Raw genomic sequence first — 18,824 nt, forward strand, 5'->3', positions numbered from 1 at the left:
TTTCCTCAAGGGAGCGAGACATGCCCATTCCGGCCCCGAACCTGTATCCACCGTTCAACATCATCCGTCTCAGCCATGTCGTCTTCGGCGTGACCGATCTGGCCGCCAGCCGCGCCTTCTATGTCGATACGCTGGGGCTTCAGGTGACCGACGAGGACGATCGTCATATCTTCCTGCGTGCGATGGAAGAGCGCGGGCATCACTCGGTCGTGCTGGTCAAGACTCCCGAGGCCAATGTGCGCTCGCTCGCATTCAAGCTGTTCGACGAGGGCGAGCTGGACAAGGCGCATGACTGGTTCGAGGCCGAGGGTCATTCGGTCGAATGGGTCGAGCGCCCTTATCAAGGCCGCACCCTGCGCACCCATGACTGTTTCGGCATGCCGATCGAGTTCTATTTCCGGATGGACCGGCTGGAGCCGATCCACCAGAAATACGCCCTCTATCACGGCGTCAAACCGCTCCGGATCGACCATTTCAACTGCTTTGCCAGCGATGTCGACAAGGCGGTCGAGTTTTACAATCGCATCGGTTTCCGCGTCACCGAATATACCGAGGACGAAGAGAGCGGGCGGCTTTGGGCGGCATGGACCCATCGCAAGGGCGGGGTGCATGACATCGCCTTCACGAATGGGCTTGGCCCGCGTTTGCATCACACCGCGTTCTGGGTGCCGACGCCGCTCAACATCATCGATCTGCTCGACCTGATGTCGACCACCGGCTATGTCGCCAATATCGAGCGCGGACCGGGCCGCCACGGCATTTCGAACGCGTTCTTCCTGTATATCCTCGATCCCGATGGTCACCGGATCGAGATCTACTGCTCGGATTATCAGACCGTCGATCCCGATCTCGAGGCGATCCGCTGGGATCTGAAGGACCCGCAGCGTCAGACGCTGTGGGGGGCGCCCGCTCCGCGCTCGTGGTTCGAGCATGGCTCGCGGTTTCAGGATGTCGAGCCGGTCGCCAGCGACATGAAGGCCACTCCGATCATCGCGCCGTGAGCGGGCCCCGTACACGAGACCCTTGCAGGAGAGACAGGATGGATGCTCAGGATTTCGAGGCATGGTCGCGGCGGGCGGCGGAATGGGGCGCGAAATATCGCGAAACACTCGATGCCCGCCCGGTACGCGCGCGCACGACGCCCGGCGAGATCTACCGCGCGATCCCGCCCAGGCCGCCCGAGACCGGTTGCGAAATGGAGCGGATCTTTGACGAATTCGAGAGCCTGATCGAGCCGGGCATGACCCATTGGCAACATCCGCGCTTCTTCGCTTACTTTCCCAGCAATGCCGCCCCTGTCTCGGTGGTGGCGGAATATCTGGTCACCGCTATGGCCGCGCAATGCATGCTGTGGCAGACCTCTCCGGCCGCGACCGAGTTGGAAACCCGGATGATGGAATGGCTGCGCGACGCGCTGGGGCTGCCCGAGGCGTTCTCGGGCGTCATTCAGGACAGCGCCTCGTCCGCGACGCTGGCGGCGGTCTTGATGATGCGCGAGCGTACGTTGGGCTGGCAGGGAAATCGCGCGGGGCTCAGTCAAGCGCTACGCCTGCGCATCTATTGCTCGGATCAGGTGCATTCCTCCATTGATCGGGCGATCTGGATCGCGGGGATCGGGCAGGACAACCTTGTGAAACTGCCCGCCGATCCGCGTAGTGGCGCGCTCCCGCCCGAAGCGCTGGAGGCGGCGATCCGCGCGGATCTGGCGGCCGGGTATCAGCCCGCCGGGGTAATCGGCTGCGTCGGGGCGACCAGCACCGGGGCCTGCGACGATATTGGCGAGCTGGTTGCGGTCGCGCATGCCCATGATCTGTTGATCCATGTCGATGCGGCCTGGGCGGGTTCCGCAATGATCTGTCCCGAGTTCCGCACGCTTTGGGCCGGGATCGAGGGTGCGGATTCCGTCGTCTTCAATCCGCATAAATGGTTGGGCGCGTCTTTCGACTGCTCGGCCCATTTCATTCGCGACCCCGAGATGCTGGTGCGCACGCTGGCGATCCAGCCCGAGTATCTCAAGACCCATGGTCGCGATGGGGTCGTCAACTATTCCGAATGGTCCGTCCCCCTGGGGCGCCGTTTCCGCGCGCTCAAGCTGTGGTTCCTGCTGCGCTTTCACGGGCTTGAGGGGCTGCGCGCGATGATCCGCGATCACGTTCGCTGGGCGGGGATGCTGCATGACCGGCTGGCTGCAACCCTGGGCGTTGAGATCGTGACCGCCCCGGTGCTGTCGCTGTTCTCGTTTCGCCGCGCGGGCGCATCGGACGACGATACGATCTCGCATCTGAGCGCGATCAACGATGACGGGCGCATCTACCTTACCCAAACGCGGGTCGGCAGCCAGCTTGCGATCCGCTTCCAGGCCGGGTCCTTCGCGATGCGCGAAGCCGATATCGACATCGCCTACAGCGCCATTCTCGATGGCCTGGGACTTTCACAGGAGGGAATGTCATGACGCTGACACTGCCGCGCATCGCGGCGTTTCGCACCGGTGGCACGGATCGCTACGGCGTGGTGCAGGATGGCGGCATCGTCGATCTGACGCCGGAGTTCGGCGCGCGGTTCGCGACCCTGCAGCAGGTCGTCGAGGCCGGCGCGCTGGAAGAGGTGATCGCGGCGGCGGAGGGCCGCGCGCCTGATTATCGCGCCGACGAGGTCGAGTTCCTGATCCCGATGGCCGCCCCCGAAAAGCTGATCTGCATCGGGGTGAACTTTCCCGACCGCAACGCGGAATACAAGGACGGGCAGGCCGCGCCGCCTTATCCCTCGATGTTCATCCGCTTCCCGCGCAGCTTCACCGGGCATGGCCAGCCGCTGATCCGTCCGCCGGAAAGCCCGCAGCTAGATTACGAGGGCGAGGTGGCGATCGTGATCGGCAAGGCGGGTCGCCGGATCGCGAAGGAAGACGCCTACGATCACATCGCCGCGCTGACCCTGTGCAACGAGGGCACGATCCGCGACTGGGTGCGCCATGCGAAATTCAACGTGACCCAGGGCAAGAACTGGGACCGCTCCGGCGCGATGGGCCCGTGGCTGGTGCCGTTCCGCGAGGCCGCGCAACTGGACGACATCGAGCTGACCACCCGCGTCAATGGCGAGATCAGGCAAAAAGACCGCACAGGCCGGATGATCTTCGATTTCCGCTATATCGTGAATTACGTGTCCACCTTCACGACGCTGGCGCCAGGCGACGTGATCGTGTGTGGCACGCCGACCGGGGCGGGAGCGCGGTTCGATCCGCCGATCTGGCTGCAACCGGGCGACGTGATCGAGGTCGAGGCCGAAGGCATCGGCTTGCTGCGCAACTCCGTCGCGGATGAGCCAACATGCTGAGCCCCGATCAGATCGCGCAGGCCGCCGACGAGTTGCTGGCCGCCGAAGAGGCGCGCAGACAGATCGGGCTGCTGAGCCTGCGCCATCCGGAGATGACGCTTGACGACGCCTATGCGATCCAGTCGGCGCAGATGGCGCGCAAGCTGGCGGCGGGGCGGTCGATCCTTGGCTGGAAGATCGGTTTGACCTCAAAGGTGATGCAAGCCGCGCTGAAGATCGAGACGCCGGATTCGGGCGTGCTCTATGACGATATGCTGTTCGCCAATGGCGCAACCGTGCCCGCGGGCCGTTTCATCCAGCCGCGGGTCGAGGCCGAGATCGCCTTCGTGATGAAAGCGCCGCTCGATGCCACGGCGGATCGCGCTGCGGTGCTGGCGGCGACCGATTACGTGGCCCCGTCGCTGGAGATCCTCGACACCCGCATTCTGCGCGCCGATCCCGCGACCGGGCAGGCGCGTGTGATTGTCGATACCGTGTCGGACAACGCGGCGAATGCGGGGATCGTGCTGGGCGAGGCGCGCCACGATCCGGCCAAGGTCGACCTGCGCTGGACCGGTGCGATCCTTCGCAAGGATGGCGAGGTCGAAACTACCGGGCTAGGCGCGGCGGTGCTGGACGATCCGGTGCAGGGGCTGGTCTGGCTCGCGCGGCGAATGGGCCAATACGGCCAGCGGATCGAGGCGGGGCAGGTGATCCTGTCGGGCTCGTTCATCGCGCCGATCGAGTGCCCGCCCGGGACCCGGATCGAGGCCGATTTCGGCACCTTCGGGAACGTCGCTATTGCCTTCGACTGAGACGGCACGTCATCCAAATCCGGCGGATCGCTGTTTGCGAAGTGCGACCCGCGTCTGTTTCGAATAAGCTCCGAACCAACCTTTTCAAGACGGCCCCGGGCATCCCTCCCGCGCGTGCCGAGGTCAACAAGAGAGAAAGTCACGATGGTCGATCTGCCAAGGAATTCGTTCAAAGCCGCGCTGAAAGCCTTCGAGGTCCAGCGGGGCTGTTGGTGCACGATGAGCGATCCGCTCGCCACCGAGCTGATCGCCGGCTGCGGTTACGACTGGATGATGTTCGACACCGAGCATTCGGCGCTCGACCCGCGCAGTGTTTTGCCGCTGCTGCAGGCGGTGGCCCCGTATCCTCTCTCGCCGATCGTGCGGCCCGGCTCTCTCGACGCGGCGGAGATCAAGAAAATCCTCGACCTCGGCGCGCAGACGATCCTCGTGCCGATGGTGCACGACGCAGAGATGGCGCGCGCTGCGGTGGCGGCGGTCGAATATCCGCCGCGGGGCATGCGTGGGGTCTCCGGCATGAACCGCGCCACGCGCTTCGCGACGGTCCCGGGCTATCACAAGGTCGCACGTGAAGAGATCTGTCTTGTCGTACAGATCGAGAGCGTCGAGGGCCTCTCCAATCTCGAAGAGATCGCGGCCGTGCCCGGGGTTGACGGAATCTTCGTCGGACCTGCGGATCTGGCCGCCTCGCTTGGGCACCCGGGCGAGCCTTCGCACCCCGAGACTACTGCGGCGGTGCTAGATGCGATCACGCGCATCCGCGCCGCGGGCCTGCCGCCGGGCATCCTGACCACCGACGACGAGGTCTATCAGCGTGCGCTCGAGGCCGGCGCCGTTTTCGTCTCCCGTGACATCGACCTGATCGCACTGCGCAAGGGGCTCACCCTTGGGTAAGGGCACCTTCGGACGCGACAGAGGTCACGCCTGATGCCATGACGTTACAGAGCTCGGTCAGCGCTGAGATCGGCGACGGCACGTTCTTTTGGAGCTGTTGCATGCCGAGCAGGCTCTGTACCCACGCGACGCGCGCAGCGGTAGAGGAGGATGTCGCCGGCTTTGATCAGGGTGGCGGGCTGGTGACGCCACCCCGATTTCGTCAGCGTGATCGGGGCCTTGTTGCCTGTCGCGCCGTGCTTTGCTCGCCTTCTTGCGATTGCACTTCTCTTACAGCCAAGGAAGCGTAGCGGAAAATTCCAGTTTCAAACGGTCCAATTTTCTGGGGGCGGAGCTGGGCTCAGCCCATCCCGCGGGAGCGTAGACATTCATCGCTGGAGCGCTCCAGGACGGCTTTCATCGCTTTCTTTGCGGCCTCCGGCTCGCGGTTTTCGACGGCCCTGACGATTGCGCTATGAAGGGCGACGACCTTGGCCATTTTGGACGGTCCGCGCTTCTGGTCTTCGGTCTCGCTCGCCAAGAGCGAATAGAGCGCGGTCTGCAGGGGATCGCAGAGTGACTGGAGAAAACGGTTACCCGACAGACGCAGGATCTGGCGATGGAGATCGAGAACCGCGAGCGCGAACGCACCGCGGCTCGCGGCAACCTCCAACGCATCGCAATGTGCCGACAAGGCGGCCAGAAAGGAAACCGAGCGCCGCTGCATCGTGTGTCAGCGCAGCACACCCGTGTCGAACATGTTCCATTCCGTGGTCGGGCAGACGCGGGTGCCCACCTTCGCCTTGGAAACCAGTATGCTCTTCGCGATCAGCGTTTTCTTCGTTTCGCCGACAATCGATCTCTTCCCCGAGGAAAGCGGCCGAAATCACAGCCGCGGTCGCTCAGGCGGGGCAAGAACGGCACGAATATAAGGACGCAGTGAGAGGCGCTTTTCCCTCTCTGGATGCAGTGCGTGACGGGCCCCCAACCTACTCGGATCGACCGGGAAGCCCGTCGTGCCTTTCGATCGAGGCCAGGTCATTGTCCCAGTTCGCGCGACTGGAAACGCAAATATGCGCGGTGGGTCGTATTTCGAGCGGGCTATCGAGTGAGCCCGCTGGAACGACGAGCGAGCCATCATGCGCTTGACAGAACGGCAGCGCCGACCCGCAGTCTGCACAGAAGCTCTTCACATGCTGTGTCCCGGGAACGCGAAACACCCTGATGTTTTCCGCCCCGGACATCCAGGTGATCTCAGCAGTCGATGAAAACAGGTTCGCGGAATGGGCCGTGCCGCTATCTTTGCGGCAGCGTCCGCAATGGCACAGGAAGAAGCTCTCGAACTCTCCCGATATACGAAACCTTACGGCTCCACACTGGCACTTTCCGTGCACCTCGTTATCCATTCCTAAACCCCCCGACACGCCCCGACTTCTGGCGCAAAGCCTCACAAGGAGCAACGCGAGCGTCAACATCTCACGCACACCCTAATGCCGATGATCGGCATATCGACGATCAGTGAGATCGTTCAGCGTCAAACGGGAGCCCGCTGTGAAAACTGACGTCTATTTCGAATTCACCCAAATCTTTTAGATGATCGCACTAATTTTCGGCCGTGCCTTTGCCACGCTCTCAGATATCCTCGATCCACTTTCTTGGGCCCGTTCCACGCTGACGCAGCTCATCCTTGGGATTGAACATCTCGCAGGATTTCAAGGAGAGGCATCGTGAACGCGGCGGAAGAGTTCGGGCGCTTCGCCCCGATTTCCGAGCGCGAGCTGTTCGACATGGAATACTGGTCGCTCGAACAGGCGAAGCTGAAGACGTGAGGGAAAGCGTGAGCGCTTAGACAAAGGGCATTATTGGATAGTGCGACAAGCTTCGGTTGAGTGCTGGCCATGGACTTCGTGGCAGGTAGCGACCTGAGATGAGCACCGTCAATGCAGCGAATGTCTGCTCTCGCCCAAAAACGACCAAGACCTTGGCGCGGGCAACAGAAGTGAGAGCCCTCACCTTCGGCTCGTGTCGTTGGGGGCTGCGGGCGTCATGCCCGATTGCTGCCGGGAAATTTGGGCGGGTGAGGTTCTGCGCGCTGCTTGATCGCCCGTCCCTTGCGGTCGCATCCATAGGGCGTGCCCTCAGGGCGTCGCTCTTTTCGTCACAGCAGAAGTCTAATGAACGACCGAGTAACGTTGAATGGCCTGAGGCGCATGCTGCGCTCTTTCTAAATGATCGAGTGCATCTTCCGATTTTCCTGCGCGCTGAGCGAGAGATGGAGGCCGAGCTTGCGGCTGTAGAGTGGGCGAAAGCGATCCTTCGACTCGAAGAGGATGAATGCCCTGATAGTTCGGGAACGTGATCCGCAAAAGTGTTCCGTTTGCGAAACTGGTCCGGTCCGCAATTAGCTGGTTTCGCTATAAAAAAAGGAGAGTGGCTGGGGCGGTAGGATTCGAACCTACGGTGCGCGGTACCAAAAACCGGTGCCTTACCACTTGGCTACGCCCCAACTTGGGGGCTATCTAGCCAAGCTCGCGCGGGGCTTCAAGAGGAAAATCCGACAAATTTCGATTGCGCGTCATGCGCCGCTACGGCAAGCGAGGCGGCATGGAAAAATGCGATGTTGTGATACTCGGCGCGGGCGCTGCCGGGCTGATGGCCGGGATCGAGGCGGCGCGGCGCGGGCGGTCGGTGCGCGTGCTCGACCACGCACGGCGCCCGGGCGAGAAGATTCGAATCTCCGGCGGCGGGCGGTGCAACTTCACCAACCGGCTACTGACCCGGCAGAATGCGACCGAACGCTTCCTGTCGCGCAATCCCCGCTTCGCTCTCTCGGCGCTGTCGCGCTATACGCCTGCGGATTTCATCGCGCGGTTGGATGCGGCAGGGATCGCGTGGCACGAGAAACATCTCGGCCAGCTGTTCTGCGACGGGAAGGCTACGCAGATCATCGACCTGCTGCTGCGCGATCTGCGTGCGGCAGGGGGCGAGCTGTCGCTCGAGACCTCGATCGACCGGGTGGAGCGCGAGGGCGAAGGTTTCCTGGTGACGACCTCGCAAGGCCCGATCCGCGCGGCTTCGGTGATTGTGGCGACGGGCGGCAAGTCGATCCCGAAGATGGGGGCGTCTAGCCTCGGCTACGAGATCGCGCAGCGCTTCGGCCTCGAGATCGTCGAGACGCGCCCCGCTCTGGTGCCCCTGACCTTCGCCGAGCAGGATCTGGCGCGCACCGCGCCGCTGTCCGGCCTGGCGCGGCCCGTCGATCTGCGGCTCGGCAAGACGCATTTCGCCGAGGATCTGCTGTTCACCCATCGCGGGCTGTCCGGCCCTGCAATCCTGCAGATATCCAGCTATTGGCGCGAGGGCGACACGCTCAGGGTCGATCTCGCGCCAGGCGATGACATCGCGGCGGCGCTGGCTGAGCAGCGCGACGCGGCGGGCCGGCAGGCGCTGCACAATGCGCTTGCGCGGCATCTGCCGGAGAAGCTCGCGCAATTTGTGGTGGCGGAGGCAAAGCTCAAGGGGCGGCTGGCCGAGCAATCGAACAAGGATCTGGCCAAGCTCGACGATCAGATTCATCGCTGGCAGGTGCGGCCCGTGGGCTCGGAAGGCTATCGCACGGCGGAGGTCACGCTGGGCGGCGTGTCCACCGATGCGCTCGACGCGAAGACGATGGAAGCCAAGCAGGTGCGAGGGCTCTATTTCATCGGCGAGGTGGTCGATGTCACCGGCTGGCTCGGTGGCTACAACTTCCAGTGGGCCTGGGCGTCCGGCTGGGCGGCGGGGCAGGTGGCCTAGGCGGCCTTCCCTTCCTCTTGGGAAAAATATCCCGGGGGGCCGAAGGGCGGGGGCAGAGCCCCCTCCCCGGGGCCGATCCCGGCGCGGCCGCTTCCTTACCGCCCGACCGCAACGTAATCCGCGAAGCCCGCCTTCCTGACGTCCTTCTCGGAGTAGATGTTGCGCAGGTCGGCCATGCGCGCGGTCTCCATCGTCGTCGCGATCTTCTGCAGGTCGAGCGCGCGGAACTCGTTCCACTCGGTCAGGATGACCACGCAATCGGCCTTCTCGGCTGCCGCATAGGCGTCATCCATCCAGGACACGCCCGGCAGCAGCGCTTCGCCCTCGCGCTTGCCCTGCGGGTCGACCACGCGGACCTTCGCGCCGCCGCCCACCAGCGCGGGCACGATGGTCAGGGCAGGGGCCTCGCGCATGTCGTCGGTGTTCGGCTTGAAGGTCACGCCATAGACCGCGATCGTCTTGCCATTGACCGAGCCGCCGCAGAGATCGACGACCTTCTCGATCATCCGGCGCTTGATGTCGTCATTCACCTTGATGACGGTTTCGACGATCTCCATCGGGCAGGAGTAGTCCTGACCGATCCGCGCGAGCGCCGCCGTGTCCTTCGGGAAACACGAGCCGCCATAGCCCGGACCTGCATGCAGGAACTTGTTGCCGATCCGGCCGTCGAGACCCATGCCGCGCGAGACCTGCTTGATATCGGCGCCGGTCTTCTCGCAGAGCCGCGCGATCTCGTTGATGAAGGTGATCTTCGTCGCGAGAAACGCGTTGGCCGCGTATTTGATCATCTCGGCGGTTTCCAGATCGGTATAGAGGATCGGGAATTCGCGCAGGAAGAGCGGGCGGTAGATCTCGCCCATCACAGCCTCGGCCTTCTCGGAGGTGGTGCCGACGACGACCCGGTCGGGCCGCATGAAATCGTCGATCGCCGCGCCCTCGCGCAGGAATTCGGGGTTCGAGGCCACGTCGAACTCGATGTCGGGGCGGGTCTTGCGCACGACCTCCGCGACCTGACGGTTGGTGCCCACCGGCACGGTCGATTTCGTCACGATCACCGCATAGCCGGTCATCGCATTGGCGATCTCCTCGGCGGCGGCCATCACATAGGTCAGGTCCGCATGGCCATCGCCGCGCCGCGTCGGCGTGCCCACCGCGATGAAGACCGCATCGGCGCCTGCAACGGCTTTCTTCAGGTCGGTGGTGAAGGAAAGACGCCCGCTTTCGACGTTCTTCACCATTAAATCGTCGAGGCCCGGCTCGTAGATCGGCACGCGGCCGCCCTCGAGCATTTCGATCTTTGCGGGGTCCTTGTCGACGCAAACGACCTCATGGCCGAAATCCGAGAAACAGACCCCCGAAACAAGGCCAACATAGCCCGTGCCGATCATCGCGATTTTCATATTCTCGTCCTTGCCTGTGCTATGTCGATGCCTTGATTCCCGGGCGGCGAAGATGCAAGCCATTTCCCGGCAAGTTCTGGTAATTCTTCTCAGAATCCGCGCCGCTCAAGAAGCGCAGAATGGTGCCATGTGCCGCGTTAGACACGAATTGTGGGCATTTCATGCAATAAACGTGCCAAAGTGCAACAGTCTTCGCCTCTGCGTGAATGGGCCGTGTAATTCACTCTTTGCAATCCCGGGAAGCTGTGTAAGTCTCGCCGGGAAGCTGCCAGAAAACCCGGCGGCTCCCTACGGTAATGACGGAGATTACTATGAAAAAGATCGCTACCATCGCCCTGGCCCTCGGCCTCACCGGTTCGACCGCTTTCGCCGGTGGCTACACCGCTCCGGTCGTCGAGCCCGAGCCCGTCGTGGTTGAGCAGTCGTCGTCCTCGAACGCCGGCATCATCATCCCGGTTCTGCTGCTGCTCGGCGTTGCTGTCGCAGCCTCGAACAACTAATTTCGGTTAACACCGAATTGGAAGAGGCCGGACGTTAGCGTTCCGGCCTCTTTCATTTCCGGAGATACGGGGTAGGGCCTGACGCTCCGGGGACAGGAAAAGCCCGCGCTTGGCGCGGGTTTTTCTTTTGCGGAAAGAGGAGGGATCCGCCCGAGCGGGGCACCGGATCGCGCGCCGCATGACAGATCCCGTCCTCTCGGGAAAAGCAAAACTGGACGTCGGGGCATCCGCCGGGTAAATCCGCTCTGGACTGCGTGAGAGGGAGCCCCGCATGAGCCAGAGATTCACCCGCCGTGAGAGTTTCGCCCTTGCCGCAGGCGCCGCCGCCCTGGCCGCGCCGCCCGTGTTGGCCGACGAGCCGGAGGTCACTCTGCGACTCCACCAGTTCCTGCCGCTGACCAGCTTCGTGCCCGCCCATATCCTCACACCGTGGATCAAGGCGGTCGAGGAGGCGACGCAGGGCCGGGTTCGCATCCAGCACTACCCCTCCATGCAGTTGGGCGGGAAACCGACCGATCTCGTCGATCAGGTCACCGATGGGGTGGTCGACATCGTCTGGACACTGCCGGGCTACACGCCGGGACGTTTCCCGCGCACCGAGGTGATGGAGCTGCCCTTCATGGTCGCCGAGGCCGAGGCGGCCTCCGCAGCGCTGTGGGAATTGGCGCAAGCGGAGATGGTCGACACGGATTTTCGCGACTTCCATCTTCTGGGCACCTGGGTGCACGGGCCGGGCGTTATCCACGCGAACAAGGCGGTGCGGAACATTCCCGATTTCGAGGGGCTGAAACTGCGCGGGCCTTCGCGGGTGACGACGAAGCTGCTGGAGCATTTCGGCGCGACGGCAGTCGGGATGCCGGTGCCTTCTGTGCCCGAGGCGCTTTCCCGCGGGACGATCGACGGGGCGCTTTTGCCCTGGGAGGTGTCCGCCTCGTTGCATATCGGCGAGCTGGTCCACCATCACACGCAATTCGCCGGGCCGTCGATCTACACCGCGAGCTTCATCCTCGCGATGAACAAGGAGCGCTACGCCGCGCTTGATCCCGAACTGCAAGCCGCGATCGACAGCGTCTCCGGCGCCGACTTCTCGGCGCAGGCGGGCCGTTTGCAGCAGGCCGAGGATATCCCCTCGCGTCAGGCCGCGATGGATCTGGGCAACGAGATCATCACGATCCCGGCCGAGGATACACCTATGTGGAGAGACGCCTCGCAGCCCGTGATCGACGCATGGGTCGCCGAGATGAAAGAGAACGGCGTGCCGGGCGATGAGCTACTGGAAACCGCGCGCGCCCTGATCGAGAAACACTTGTTCTGAGCATGGCTCGCGGCGCGATCGAGAGGGCGGCGCAGGGGCTCGCGCTGCTCGGCGGGCTGGTGCTATTGGCGCTGGTCGTGATGACCTGTCTCTCCAGCCTCGGCGCGCTCGGCTTGAAGGGCGCGCAAGGCGGTTGGCTCCCCGGAGGCGTTGGGATAGGCCCGTTCAAGGCAGGTTTCGAGATCGTCGAACTGAGCCTGCCTGCCATCGTCTACGCTATGGTCCCCTTGGTGCAACTGCGCCACGCCCATGCGCGGGTCGAGATCCTGCGTGGCCGTTCGGCGCGCTGGCTTGACCTGTTCTGGCAGTTGGTGGCGGCGGTGTTGTTCGCTGTGATCGCGTGGCGGATCGGATTGGGTATGGGGGCGAAGATGCGCTCGGGCACCACGACCTTCCTGCTGGGGCTGCCGCTCTGGTGGGGCTATGCGGCCTGCTTGCCCGGCGCATGGGGCTCAGCCGTGGTGGCCACGTGGAACGGCTGGCGGCTTGCGGCTGGCGGGAGATACGATGAGTGATTTCGCCCTCGCATTGACCTCTTTCCCGCTATTGCTGCTGATGATCGCCCTGCGCGCGCCGATCGGGCTGGCCATGCTGATCTTGGGCGCAGGCGGGCTCTGGGCGCTGACCGGAAGCCCGCAGATCTGGCTCGCCAAGATGAAGAACGAGGGGTTTTCGACATTCGCCCATTACGAGCTGTCTGTGATCCCGATGTTCCTGCTGATGGGGCAATTCGCGACCCAGGGCGGGATGAGCCGGGCGCTGTTTCGCGCCGCGGACGCGCTGATCGGGCACCGGCGGGGCGGGCTGGCGATGTCAGCGATCGCAGCCTGCGCGGGCTTTGGTGCGATCTGCGGCTCCTCGCTCGCGACGGCGGCGACGATGGGGCGTGTGGCACTGCCCGAGATGCGGGCGGCGGGCTATTCGAGCGCGCTCGCCACCGCGACACTCGCGGCGGGCGGCACGCTCGGCATCCTGATCCCGCCCTCGATCGTACTGGTGATCTTCGCGATCCTCACCGAGCAGAACATCGCGACGCTCTTCGCCGCCGCCGTGCTGCCGGGGCTGCTGGCGGTTCTGGGCTACGTGATCGCGACACGCGCCTACCTGATCCGGCATCCTGACGCCGCCGGCGCTCCGCGCGCTGCGCTCAATTTGACCCAACGTGTGCGGGCGCTGATTGGAATCTGGCCAGTGGTCGCGATCTTCGCACTCGTCGTAGGTGGCATCTATGGCGGCATCGTCTCGCCCACCGAAGGTGCGGCCATCGGCGCGGCGCTGACCGGGATCGCCGCCTGGGCCTCGGGGGGCTTGCGCGGAGGCGGGCTGGTGCGCGCCCTTTTGGAGACCGCGCAGACGACCGGGATGGTGTTCTTCATCATCCTTGGCGCGGCGGTCTATAACGGGTTCCTCGGCTTCGCGCGCTTCCCGCAGGAACTCGCGCAGATGATCACCGGCGCGGGGGTGTCTCCGTGGGCTGTGCTGATCGCGATGCTGGTTCTTTATCTCGTGCTCGGCTGCTTCATGGACAGCCTCTCGATGATCCTGCTGACTGTGCCGACCTTCTGGCCGATCGTCGCGGGGCTCGATTTCGGCCTCGACCCGCAGGCACTCGCGATCTGGTTCGGGGTGCTGGTGCTGATCGTGGTCGAGGTCGGGCTGATCACGCCGCCCGTGGGCATGAACCTCTTCGTCATTTCCGCCATCGAAGGGCAGGGGCCGGGCCGCGCGAGCTGGGGCGCGGTCAGCTGGTTCGTCGGCGCCGATCTGATCCGGATCGCGCTGATCGTAGCAATCCCGGCGCTGGCGCTTCTGCCGCTCTGATACGGGAGAACAAAAGAGCGGTGATTTCTGCGCGCTTCTGTGCGAGCATGACCCGGAGGAGGACCGCCCATGACCGAGATTACCAGCGATTTCAAAGGGCAGACCGTGATCTGCACCTTCGAGATGACGCCCGCCACAGCCGACGAATTGATGGAGAAGCTGCAAGCCGCCTATGCCGAGGTAATCTCGAAAGCGCCCGGTTTCATCGGCGCGGGGCTGCATATGAACGACGCGCGCACGCGGATCGCGACCTATTCCAAATGGCACGAGCGCGGCGACTATCAGGCGATGCTGCGCAGCCCCGAGATGATCGAGCGCAACCGGGTCATCTACACGCTCTGCCGCAATTTCGAGCCGGTGATGTACGAAGTCTCCGCCGATTTCTGACTGGCGCGCACGGGGCGCTGCGCTGCCGAAATAGGCGCGCGAAGAGGGAACTTCAGAGCGCGCCTCGCGTTGATGTGAAAAGACATATCGGAGTGAAATCATGGAAAGCGTTCTGCAAGCAATCGGCACCGTCGGCCTGATCCTTCTCGTGCTCGCAGGTCTGCTGGCGGGCTGGATCGCGAGCGTCGTCTCGGGCGGACGTCACAAAGCCGCCTATCTGGCGATCGGCGTCGTCGGCGCCCTCATCACCCCGTTCATCGTGGCCCTTCTGGGCGGAGCGGTGCTTGCGGCGGGCGGCCTGCTTGCGATAATCGCCATCGCGCTTGTCGGGGCGGTGATCGTGCTGATCATCGGCAAGATGATCCTCGACTAACGCATGCGGCGCGGGTCAGGGCAAGGGCCCGCCCCGCGCTATCCACCATCCCAGCTTCAGGTAGGCGAAGCCTTCGCGGGCGCGGGCCTTCGCGCTTGCGCGGTGCGTGGGGCAATCCGCGCGTGCCCGCAGCCCCATCCGGCGCGCGATCATCACCGCGCGCGGTGCGTGGTAGGGATCGGTCACGATGGTTACCTCGTCGCCATCCAGATGCGCCTGCGCGAAGCCGATATTCTCGTAAGTGCTGGTCGAGCGATCTTCGAGAAGGATCGCCTCAGAATCCACACCTTCCGCGCGCAATATCCGGGCCATCACTTCCGCCTCGCTCGGTGGATACCGCCCGACACCCCCGCAGCAGATCACCCGCTCCGCCGCGCCCGCGTGCCATAGCGCAGCCGCGTGCCGCGTGCGCCGTAGCAAGGTGGGGGACGGGGCGCCCTCCGCCCAGACCGCCGCACCGAGGATCAAAATCGCTCTCATTTCGTTGAGCTAAAGATCCGCACGTCCGGCGACAAGGCCGGGAGTTATGTTAAGATCACGAAAAAGGGAGGTTATCATGCGTTTCATGTTTCTTGCCGCGCTGCTTGTTGCCGCGCCTGTTCTGACCGCGCCCGCTTTCGCCGAGCCGGTGAATATTCGCCCGGACGTTATGTCCGTGACCGTGGAGACTGCCAAGGGGCCGGTCGAGATCAAGCGGATTCAGGATAACGAGAACAAGCTGGAAGGCGAGTGGGCCAAGACCTCGCGCCCCTGTCCGAATTTCTGCATCCAGCCGATGATCCCGGCGCCGGGTGTGACCCCGGTGGGTGAACTGGAGATGATGGAGTTTCTCAAGGATCCCAACGTGGTGGTCGTCGATGGACGTGTGACCCGCGATTTTGAGGGCGGTGCGATCCCCGGTGCGATCAATATTCCCTATATGGAAGCCCCCGATCGTCTGGGCGAGCTTGGCTGTCAGCCCGATTTCGAGGGCTTCATCTGCGATGGTCCGGACGTGAAATCGGTCGCGCTTTACTGCAACGGTCCGTGGTGCGGCCAGTCGCCGACAGCCGCGCGCCGGATGATCGAAGCCGGCTTCCCGGCGGAAAAGATCTATTACTACCGCGGCGGGATGCAGCAATGGCGGCTGCTGGGCTTGACGGTCAGCGGCGGCTGACCCTCATCCTCCGGATTCTGCGCAAGGGTAGGCTTCGCCATCGGGAAGCCGACAAAGCGCGTTGAAGAAGCCGCTGGAAAGTCGATCATAGCTGAGCATTCTGTGGTCCCGGTCGCGGGACTCGAGATAATCGCTGCACGACGCGAGGTAGTATAGCTCGCGTCGTTCGTCTTTCGCGTACCATTGGGTGAAAGCGGCGCTGGCCGCACTGATGAGATCGCCCGAGCGGCCCATTTCGGCCTCGAACGCGGTCGCGATATCGGCCTGCATTGGCCAGGTCGCCAGCGCGTTCCAGGTGTCGGGCATCCCGGCTTTGCGCAAATCCCAGGCGACAGCGAGACTGTAGGTGGTGGCATCGGCCTCCATCGCGAAGATCGCGCGGGCGTTTTCCTTCATCGACAGGTTCGGCTCGGGGCAGGAGCCGTGGAATTTCTGCTCCAGATGGCGCAATTCGTGAATCAGAACTGCCTTTTGCAAGGCGGGTGCCATATCGGTGGCGATCACGAGCCGGGAGGAGCGCGGCTCGAAATATCCCCGCGCATCGTGCAGCGTGTCGGCAACACACAGCTCTCTAGCGTCTCGAAAGAGCGCAACATGCAGGCTCGGCCAGCGGTCAAGCGCGGGACGCAGCTGATCGACGATGGTTGCGACCTCGGGGGGATCGTCGAATGGCGGTGCGGCGCAGGTTAGGGTCTGGGCCTGCGCGGGCAGGGCGAGCGCACCGAGCCAGAGGCTCAGCAAGAAGCGTCGGACAAGCCTCACCGACCCTTCCGCCGCTTCACACCCCCGCGCTGGCCCGGGCGACCCGCAGTAGACCGGCCCGTCGCCTTGACCGCAGCCTCGCTTGCCGCTTCCACTGCGGACTGTCGTGCGAGCGGGTCGTCGTGGACGGCGAGGTCCACCGCTTCGAGACGTTTCACCTCGTCGCGCAGGCGGGCGGCTTCCTCGAATTCCAGATCTTCGGCGGCCTTGCGCATCTTCGCGCGCATGTCGTCCAGATGAGCCTGAAGGTTGGCCCCCGGCTTCACCGCATCAACCTTGGCGGTCACGCGCGACATGTCGGTGTCGCCCTGATAGAGGCCCGCCAGAACGTCATCGACATTCTTCTTGATCGTCTCGGGCGTGATGCCGTGTTCCTCGTTATAGGCGATCTGCTTGGCGCGGCGGCGGTCGGTTTCGTCCATCGCGCGCTGCATCGAGCCGGTGATCCTGTCGGCATACATGATGACGCGGCCCTCGGAGTTCCGCGCGGCGCGGCCGATGGTCTGGATCAGCGAGGTTTCCGAACGCAGGAAGCCCTCCTTGTCGGCATCGAGGATCGCGACCAGCCCGCATTCGGGAATGTCCAGACCCTCGCGCAGCAGGTTGATCCCGATCAGCACGTCGAACGCGCCCAGGCGCAGGTCGCGCAAGATCTCGATCCGCTCGATCGTGTCGATGTCGGAGTGCATGTAGCGCACGCGAACGCCCTGCTCGTGCAGGTATTCGGTCAGATCCTCGGCCATGCGTTTGGTCAGCGTGGTGACCAGCGTGCGATAGCCGCGCGCCGCGACGGTGCGGATTTCATCGAGCACGTCGTCTACCTGCGTCTCGACCGGGCGGATCTCCACGACCGGGTCGAGGAGGCCCGTGGGGCGAATGACCTGTTCGGTGAAGACGCCGCCTGTCTGTTCCAGCTCCCATGCGGCGGGCGTCGCCGAGACGAAAACCGACTGCGGGCGCATCGCATCCCATTCCTCGAACTTGAGAGGGCGGTTATCCATGCAAGACGGCAGGCGGAAGCCGTGTTCTGCCAGCGTGAACTTGCGCCGATAGTCCCCGCGATACATGCCGCCGATCTGGGGCACGGTGACGTGGCTCTCGTCGGCGAAGACGATCGCGTTGTCGGGGATGAATTCGAACAGGGTGGGCGGCGGCTCACCGGGTGCGCGACCCGTGAGGTAGCGCGAATAGTTCTCGATCCCGTTGCAGACGCCGGTCGCCTCCAGCATCTCCAGGTCGAAATTCGTGCGCTGTTCGAGGCGCTGCGCCTCCAGCAGCTTGCCTTCCTCTTCCAGCTGCTTCAGCCGGAGCGCCAGCTCCTTGCGGATGCCCTTGGCCGCTTGCTGCAGGGTCGGGCGTGGTGTGACGTAGTGGCTGTTCGCGTAGATGCGGATCTGGTCGAAACTGTCGGTCTTCGCGCCCGTCAGCGGGTCGAACTCCGTGATCGCCTCCAGCTCTTCGCCGAAGAAGGAGAACCGCCAGGCGCGGTCCTCCAAGTGGGCGGGCCACAGATCGACCGTGTCGCCCTTCACCCGGAACGCGCCGCGCTGGAAGGCCGCGTCGAGGCGTTTGTACTGTTGCGCCACCAGCTCGTTGATGAACTTGCGCTGCTCGATCAGGTCGCCGGTCTTGAGATCCTGCGTCATCGCCGAATAGGTCTCGACCGAGCCGATGCCGTAGATGCACGAGACCGAGGCCACGATGATCACGTCGTCACGTTCCAGAAGCGCCCGGGTGGCCGAGTGGCGCATCCGGTCGATCTGCTCGTTGATCTGCGATTCCTTCTCGATATAGGTGTCCGAGCGCGGCACGTAGGCTTCGGGCTGGTAGTAGTCGTAATATGAGACGAAATATTCCACCGAGTTTTCGGGGAAGAAGCTCTTGAACTCGCCGTAGAGCTGCGCGGCCAGGGTCTTGTTGGGCGCGAGGATGATCGCGGGGCGCTGAGTCTCCTCGATCACCTTTGCCATGGTGAAGGTCTTGCCGGTCCCGGTCGCCCCGAGCAGCACCTGATCGCGCTCCATCGCCTCGACCCCGGAAGACAGCTCTGCAATCGCGGTGGGCTGGTCGCCGGCCGGAGCGTACTGAGTGTGCATCACGAACCGCTTGCCGCCTTCCAGCTTGGGGCGGGTAAGCACATCGGGGCGTTCGGTGGGCAGATTGGTATTGTTGTGGGGCATCGGGCAGACCTTTTGCTTGCTCCCCAGATTTGTCCTCTTTTCGTTCGCATTCAAGGGTTTGCGAGGGAGGTTGCGGAAAGCTTAATGCGTGCTGTCGGATTGTCCATATTTAACAGAGGCTTGTGGCGGAGTTCGGCC

General features: G+C 63.9%; 18 protein-coding genes and 1 tRNA gene. 13 read left to right on the forward strand and 6 right to left on the reverse strand.

Translation table 11 applies throughout. The annotated features are described in order from the left end of the window. Positions 1–20: 20 nt before the first annotated feature. The 5 genes from hpaD to B6V74_RS07905 all read left to right on the forward strand — a co-directional run bounded on the left by hpaD (position 21) and on the right by B6V74_RS07905 (position 5,018). Entirely contained in the window at positions 21–1,001 is a 981-nt protein-coding gene (hpaD, locus tag B6V74_RS07885) for a 3,4-dihydroxyphenylacetate 2,3-dioxygenase (RefSeq protein ID WP_075774257.1), read from the forward strand. A gap of 38 nt (positions 1,002–1,039) precedes the next feature. Continuing rightward, complete coding sequence (locus tag B6V74_RS07890; RefSeq protein ID WP_088722461.1) at positions 1,040–2,452, forward strand: pyridoxal-dependent decarboxylase; 1,413 nt, start codon at positions 1,040–1,042, stop codon at positions 2,450–2,452. Further along, positions 2,449–3,330: a fumarylacetoacetate hydrolase family protein gene (locus B6V74_RS07895; RefSeq protein ID WP_088722462.1), complete on the forward strand. Its 882-nt coding sequence runs from the start codon at positions 2,449–2,451 to the stop codon at positions 3,328–3,330. The genes B6V74_RS07890 and B6V74_RS07895 overlap by 4 nt, the downstream gene beginning before the upstream one ends. Then, positions 3,327–4,124, forward strand: a complete 798-nt coding sequence (locus tag B6V74_RS07900; RefSeq protein WP_206185194.1) for a 2-oxo-hepta-3-ene-1,7-dioic acid hydratase — start codon at positions 3,327–3,329, stop codon at positions 4,122–4,124. The genes B6V74_RS07895 and B6V74_RS07900 overlap by 4 nt, the downstream gene beginning before the upstream one ends. 144 nt (positions 4,125–4,268) lie before the next feature. Continuing rightward, a complete protein-coding gene (locus B6V74_RS07905; RefSeq protein ID WP_088719737.1) occupies positions 4,269–5,018 on the forward strand; it encodes an aldolase/citrate lyase family protein in 750 nt (249 codons plus the stop codon). A gap of 340 nt (positions 5,019–5,358) precedes the next feature. Here the strand turns inward: B6V74_RS07905 and B6V74_RS07910 are convergent, their stop codons facing one another. Then, positions 5,359–5,724 (reverse strand): FCD domain-containing protein, encoded by a 366-nt coding sequence (locus B6V74_RS07910; protein ID WP_088722464.1) that lies wholly within the window; start codon positions 5,722–5,724, stop codon positions 5,359–5,361. A gap of 1,704 nt (positions 5,725–7,428) precedes the next feature. Beyond that, a tRNA-Gln gene (locus B6V74_RS07920) sits at positions 7,429–7,503 on the reverse strand. Between the two features lie 98 nt (positions 7,504–7,601). On the opposite strand from B6V74_RS07920, the gene B6V74_RS07925 reads away from it, so the two are divergent. Further along, a complete protein-coding gene (locus B6V74_RS07925) occupies positions 7,602–8,792 on the forward strand; it encodes an NAD(P)/FAD-dependent oxidoreductase (protein ID WP_088722633.1) in 1,191 nt (396 codons plus the stop codon). Between the two features lie 95 nt (positions 8,793–8,887). On the opposite strand, the gene B6V74_RS07930 is transcribed toward B6V74_RS07925, so the two are convergent. Then, positions 8,888–10,192 carry a UDP-glucose/GDP-mannose dehydrogenase family protein gene (locus B6V74_RS07930; RefSeq protein ID WP_088722466.1) on the reverse strand — a complete coding sequence of 435 codons (1,305 nt, stop codon included), beginning with the start codon at positions 10,190–10,192 and terminating at the stop codon, positions 8,888–8,890. A gap of 311 nt (positions 10,193–10,503) precedes the next feature. Here B6V74_RS07930 and B6V74_RS07935 point away from each other — a divergent pair, with 311 nt between their 5' ends. The 6 genes from B6V74_RS07935 (at position 10,504) to B6V74_RS07960 (ending at position 14,588) form a co-directional block, all read left to right on the forward strand. Then, positions 10,504–10,692, forward strand: a complete 189-nt coding sequence (locus B6V74_RS07935; protein ID WP_172976163.1) for a hypothetical protein — start codon at positions 10,504–10,506, stop codon at positions 10,690–10,692. Positions 10,693–10,963: 271 nt separating this feature from the next. Next, complete coding sequence (locus B6V74_RS07940; protein ID WP_088722467.1) at positions 10,964–12,007, forward strand: TRAP transporter substrate-binding protein; 1,044 nt, start codon at positions 10,964–10,966, stop codon at positions 12,005–12,007. Positions 12,008–12,009: 2 nt separating this feature from the next. After that, positions 12,010–12,522 (forward strand): TRAP transporter small permease, encoded by a 513-nt coding sequence (locus B6V74_RS07945; protein ID WP_088722468.1) that lies wholly within the window; start codon positions 12,010–12,012, stop codon positions 12,520–12,522. Further along, positions 12,515–13,828, forward strand: a complete 1,314-nt coding sequence (locus tag B6V74_RS07950) for a TRAP transporter large permease (RefSeq protein WP_088722469.1) — start codon at positions 12,515–12,517, stop codon at positions 13,826–13,828. The genes B6V74_RS07945 and B6V74_RS07950 overlap by 8 nt, the downstream gene beginning before the upstream one ends. A 69-nt stretch (positions 13,829–13,897) precedes the next feature. Next, on the forward strand, positions 13,898–14,215 hold the full coding sequence (locus B6V74_RS07955) for an antibiotic biosynthesis monooxygenase (protein WP_075774285.1): 318 nt from the start codon (positions 13,898–13,900) through the stop codon (positions 14,213–14,215). A gap of 100 nt (positions 14,216–14,315) precedes the next feature. Continuing rightward, positions 14,316–14,588 carry a hypothetical protein gene (locus B6V74_RS07960; RefSeq protein ID WP_075774286.1) on the forward strand — a complete coding sequence of 91 codons (273 nt, stop codon included), beginning with the start codon at positions 14,316–14,318 and terminating at the stop codon, positions 14,586–14,588. A gap of 15 nt (positions 14,589–14,603) precedes the next feature. Here the strand turns inward: B6V74_RS07960 and B6V74_RS07965 are convergent, their stop codons facing one another. Then, positions 14,604–15,068: a YdcF family protein gene (locus B6V74_RS07965; protein ID WP_088722470.1), complete on the reverse strand. Its 465-nt coding sequence runs from the start codon at positions 15,066–15,068 to the stop codon at positions 14,604–14,606. Between the two features lie 76 nt (positions 15,069–15,144). On the opposite strand from B6V74_RS07965, the gene B6V74_RS07970 reads away from it, so the two are divergent. After that, on the forward strand, positions 15,145–15,744 hold the full coding sequence (locus B6V74_RS07970; RefSeq protein WP_075774288.1) for a rhodanese-like domain-containing protein: 600 nt from the start codon (positions 15,145–15,147) through the stop codon (positions 15,742–15,744). 3 nt (positions 15,745–15,747) lie between these two features. Here the strand turns inward: B6V74_RS07970 and B6V74_RS07975 are convergent, their stop codons facing one another. Beyond that, complete coding sequence (locus B6V74_RS07975) at positions 15,748–16,506, reverse strand: DUF6782 family putative metallopeptidase (protein WP_146694529.1); 759 nt, start codon at positions 16,504–16,506, stop codon at positions 15,748–15,750. Continuing rightward, positions 16,503–18,686, reverse strand: a complete 2,184-nt coding sequence (gene uvrB / locus B6V74_RS07980; RefSeq protein ID WP_075774290.1) for an excinuclease ABC subunit UvrB — start codon at positions 18,684–18,686, stop codon at positions 16,503–16,505. Before uvrB ends, B6V74_RS07975 begins: the two co-directional genes overlap by 4 nt. Positions 18,687–18,824: the final 138 nt, after the last annotated feature.

The organism is Thioclava sp. F42-5, assembly GCF_002213195.1.
GTDB classification, from domain to species: Bacteria; Pseudomonadota; Alphaproteobacteria; order Rhodobacterales; family Rhodobacteraceae; genus Thioclava; species Thioclava nitratireducens.

Bases quoted from the DNA above. Each gene is read 5' to 3' on its own strand.
- B6V74_RS07970 (WP_075774288.1), top strand. From the start codon at position 15,145: ATGCGTTTCATGTTTCTTGCCGCGCTGCTTGTTGCCGCGCCTGTTCTG.
- B6V74_RS07905 (WP_088719737.1), top strand. From the start codon at position 4,269: ATGGTCGATCTGCCAAGGAATTCGTTCAAAGCCGCGCTGAAAGCCTTC.
- B6V74_RS07935 (WP_172976163.1), top strand. From the start codon at position 10,504: ATGAAAAAGATCGCTACCATCGCCCTGGCCCTCGGCCTCACCGGTTCG.
- B6V74_RS07925 (WP_088722633.1), top strand. From the start codon at position 7,602: ATGGAAAAATGCGATGTTGTGATACTCGGCGCGGGCGCTGCCGGGCTG.
- B6V74_RS07960 (WP_075774286.1), top strand. From the start codon at position 14,316: ATGGAAAGCGTTCTGCAAGCAATCGGCACCGTCGGCCTGATCCTTCTC.
- B6V74_RS07910 (WP_088722464.1), bottom strand. From the start codon at position 5,724: ATGCAGCGGCGCTCGGTTTCCTTTCTGGCCGCCTTGTCGGCACATTGC.
- B6V74_RS07955 (WP_075774285.1), top strand. From the start codon at position 13,898: ATGACCGAGATTACCAGCGATTTCAAAGGGCAGACCGTGATCTGCACC.
- B6V74_RS07890 (WP_088722461.1), top strand. From the start codon at position 1,040: ATGGATGCTCAGGATTTCGAGGCATGGTCGCGGCGGGCGGCGGAATGG.
- hpaD (WP_075774257.1), top strand. From the start codon at position 21: ATGCCCATTCCGGCCCCGAACCTGTATCCACCGTTCAACATCATCCGT.
- B6V74_RS07895 (WP_088722462.1), top strand. From the start codon at position 2,449: ATGACGCTGACACTGCCGCGCATCGCGGCGTTTCGCACCGGTGGCACG.
- B6V74_RS07950 (WP_088722469.1), top strand. From the start codon at position 12,515: ATGAGTGATTTCGCCCTCGCATTGACCTCTTTCCCGCTATTGCTGCTG.
- uvrB (WP_075774290.1), bottom strand. From the start codon at position 18,686: ATGCCCCACAACAATACCAATCTGCCCACCGAACGCCCCGATGTGCTT.
- B6V74_RS07965 (WP_088722470.1), bottom strand. From the start codon at position 15,068: ATGAGAGCGATTTTGATCCTCGGTGCGGCGGTCTGGGCGGAGGGCGCC.
- B6V74_RS07930 (WP_088722466.1), bottom strand. From the start codon at position 10,192: ATGAAAATCGCGATGATCGGCACGGGCTATGTTGGCCTTGTTTCGGGG.
- B6V74_RS07940 (WP_088722467.1), top strand. From the start codon at position 10,964: ATGAGCCAGAGATTCACCCGCCGTGAGAGTTTCGCCCTTGCCGCAGGC.
- B6V74_RS07945 (WP_088722468.1), top strand. From the start codon at position 12,010: ATGGCTCGCGGCGCGATCGAGAGGGCGGCGCAGGGGCTCGCGCTGCTC.